Raw genomic sequence first — 2883 nt, forward strand, 5'->3', positions numbered from 1 at the left:
GGACCGGGATGGGCCGTGCGCGAGCGTTGGACACGCCACGGTGCACTCGGGGGCAGGGGCGTGGCACCGGACCTGTCTGGAGGCGGTCCGCTATAGTCCGCGTCGCCCATGAACGAGCGTCCCGCCCAGTACATCCTCACGCTGTCGTGCCCGGATCAGCGCGGCATCGTCCACGCCGTCTCCGGATGGCTCGCCGAACACGGCTGCAACATCCTCGACAGCGCGCAGTACGGAGATCCGCAGACGCGGCTGTTCTTCATGCGGGTGCACTTCGCGGACGAGGGGGCGAAGACCGACCCCGGCGCCCTGCGCGAGGCGTTCGCGCAGCTCGCGCCGCGCTTCTCCATGGACTGGCGTCTGCATGACGCGTCGGTGAAGCCCCGGGTGCTGCTGCTCGTCTCGAAGATTGGCCACTGCCTGAACGACCTGCTGTATCGCTACCGCAGCGGCATCCTGCCGGTGGAGATTCCGGCCATCGTGTCGAACCACCGGGACTTCTACCAACTGGCCGCGTCCCACGACATCCCGTTCCACCACCTGCCGGTGACGCCGGACAACAAGGCGCAGCAGGAGGCGCGGCTCTTGGAGGTGGTGCGCGAGCAGCGCGTGGACCTGGTGGTGCTCGCCCGGTACATGCAGATCCTCTCCGCGGAGACGTGTGATGCGCTGCGCGGGCGGCTCATCAACATCCACCACTCGTTCCTGCCCAGCTTCAAGGGCGCGCGGCCCTACCAGCAGGCGTATGACCGGGGCGTGAAGCTGATTGGCGCGACGGCCCACTTCGTCACGGGCGACCTGGACGAGGGACCCATCATCGAACAGGACGTGGAGCGCGTGGACCACACCCTGTCGCCGGAGGCGCTGACGGCGATGGGCCGGGACGTGGAGAACGTGGTGCTGGGGCGTGCGGTGACGTGGTTCGTGCAGCACCGCATCCTGCTCAACGGCCACAAGACCGTGGTCTTCCGCTGAAGTCCGGGCGCGGCTATCCGGCGGGGCAGGCGGCGCCCGCGTCGAGCACGTCGGCGTCGTGGTGCACCTGCACGGCGCCGGAGGCTTCCAGGTGGCGCACGAACAGGGCGCCGAACACCTCCGCGTTGCCGCTCAGGTTGAGCTGGGCCTGGGGCGCGTAGAGGTTGCCGGCGAGCGTGCTGCCGGCGGAGATGTCCAGGGCCTCCGTGCCGGCCACGTAGACGCGCACGCGCGAGGGCAGGGCGGTGGAGCCCAGCGTGAGCTGCCCGGACACGACGAAGCCTCCGGACACGAACAGGTCCAGCTCTCCCGGGGGCTGCACGTCCACGGTGAGGGCTTCGACCAGGTTCACGCCACCGGGGATGAACAGCGCGGTGCGGCCCCGGATGCGCAGGGTCGCGTGGCCCGTCCCCGCCACGCGCGTGAGCAGGAAGCGGCCACAGGGCAGCTCCAGCACGGCCTCCCCGGTGACGTCTTCCAGTCGCGCCGGGTCCAGTCCGATGGCCGCGTTGTCGTTGTCCCGCGAGTGGTGGGCGATGAGCGCGGCCGGGTCGAAGCGGGACGCGGCGTCGCACGCGCAGGGGACGACGGGGGCCACGGGTTCACGGCGCAGCTCGGCGGCCTGGGCTGGGCCGGGCGTGAACTCCGAGGGCACGGTGAGCACGCCGCCCACCGTCAGGGAGGCGAGCGCCACGTCGCCGTTCACACGGGCATCGCCCGACACGGTGGCGGAGGCGCCGGGACCGGTGAGGGGACCGTTGCTGTCCAGGCTGCCGCCCACGGAGAGCGGGCTGCTGAGCTGGAGTCCGGACGCGCCGCCCACCTGGAGCGCGCCGCCCACCCGGACGCGGTCGTTCGCGGACAGTGCGCCATTGACGCCCACGTCGCCGCCCGTGCCCCCGGGCGCGTATGGGCCCGCGCTGCTCCGGAACGCATCCGCGAGGAAGGGGGCGCTGAGCGACAGGCCCTCGCAAGTACACGCCGCGCGGCGGAACAGGGACTCCGCCAACTGGCCACTGCACAGCAGGGGACCGGCGCCGGGGTCGCCCAAGAGGAGCGGCGGTCCGCTGTTGGCGCAGTGAGCGGCCCAATCCTCCGGGACGGGGCCACCCGCACCCGCGTCAGGCGTGTGAATCGTGGCCACCGGATCATTCACGGTGCACGCGGAGGCAAGGAGCGAGGCTGCCAGCGCGAATGCCGCGACCCGGGGCCTCATGGACAGGTCCTTGGAGTGTTCCGCAGTCCGACGCCGACAGGCCTCATGGCCGCGACAGCTCCCGCAGTCGGTTGCGAGAAGCCGCGCTCAGTGGTGAATCGGGATGCAGTGCGATGAACGCTGTCAGCACCCGGGTCTCCGCCGCCGTGTCGCCCAGCGCGCGGTACGCCTCGGCCTCGCCGTGTCGGGCTTCTGGATCCAGCATGCCGCCGGGCTGGAAGCGCTGGGCGTCCTGGAACTGCCGCAGCGCTCCCCGCGCGTCGCCCAGGTGCTCCAACCGGAGCGACCCCGACGCCACGCGCGCCACGTACGCCGCCAGCGAGGAGGGCTGCGCGCGGATGACGCGCAGGTACAGCGCCTCCGCCTCCTTCCACTTGCCTTCCGAGCGCAGCCCATTGGCCTGCCGCAGCAGGTCCTCCGGCCGCGCGGGCTCCCGCGTGCCCACGGCGGCCGGACGGGAGGGGCGCGGATGCTCGATGACGAAGGGCTCGGGCGGAGCGGGCTCGGGCAGCGGCACCGGCTCCAGCGTGGCCAGCCGGGTCGGCTCGGGCACGGCGGGGGTCAGCACTTGCGGCGGCGAGGCCTCCGGGCGCGACAGTTGCCACACGGCGGCGGCCGCGGCCCCGGTGAACACGAGCGCCGCGCCCGCCATCAGCCACACGGGAGGCCGCCTGCGCCGGGAAGGGGGCGGGGGG

At 72.5% G+C, this 2883-nt stretch carries 3 protein-coding genes; 1 reads left to right on the forward strand and 2 read right to left on the reverse strand.

What is annotated here, in order from left to right:
- The first annotated feature begins 108 nt into the window (after positions 1-108).
- Complete coding sequence (purU, locus tag D7X74_RS40925; RefSeq protein WP_120538337.1) at positions 109-972, forward strand: formyltetrahydrofolate deformylase; 864 nt, start codon at positions 109-111, stop codon at positions 970-972.
- Positions 973-985: 13 nt separating this feature from the next.
- Here purU and D7X74_RS40930 read toward each other — a convergent pair whose 3' ends face one another.
- On the reverse strand, positions 986-2188 hold the full coding sequence (locus D7X74_RS40930; protein ID WP_120538338.1) for a hypothetical protein: 1203 nt from the start codon (positions 2186-2188) through the stop codon (positions 986-988).
- Between the two features lie 43 nt (positions 2189-2231).
- Positions 2232-2883: tol-pal system YbgF family protein (locus D7X74_RS44710; RefSeq protein ID WP_233602473.1), on the reverse strand; the 652-nt coding region annotated here is incomplete at its 5' end.

This window comes from Corallococcus sp. CA047B (assembly GCF_003612065.1).
GTDB classification, from domain to species: Bacteria; Myxococcota; Myxococcia; order Myxococcales; family Myxococcaceae; genus Corallococcus; species Corallococcus praedator.

Coding starts and splice junctions, on each gene's coding strand:
- purU (WP_120538337.1), top strand. CDS start 109: ATGAACGAGCGTCCCGCCCAGTACATCCTCACGCTGTCGTGCCCGGAT.
- D7X74_RS40930 (WP_120538338.1), bottom strand. CDS start 2,188: ATGAGGCCCCGGGTCGCGGCATTCGCGCTGGCAGCCTCGCTCCTTGCC.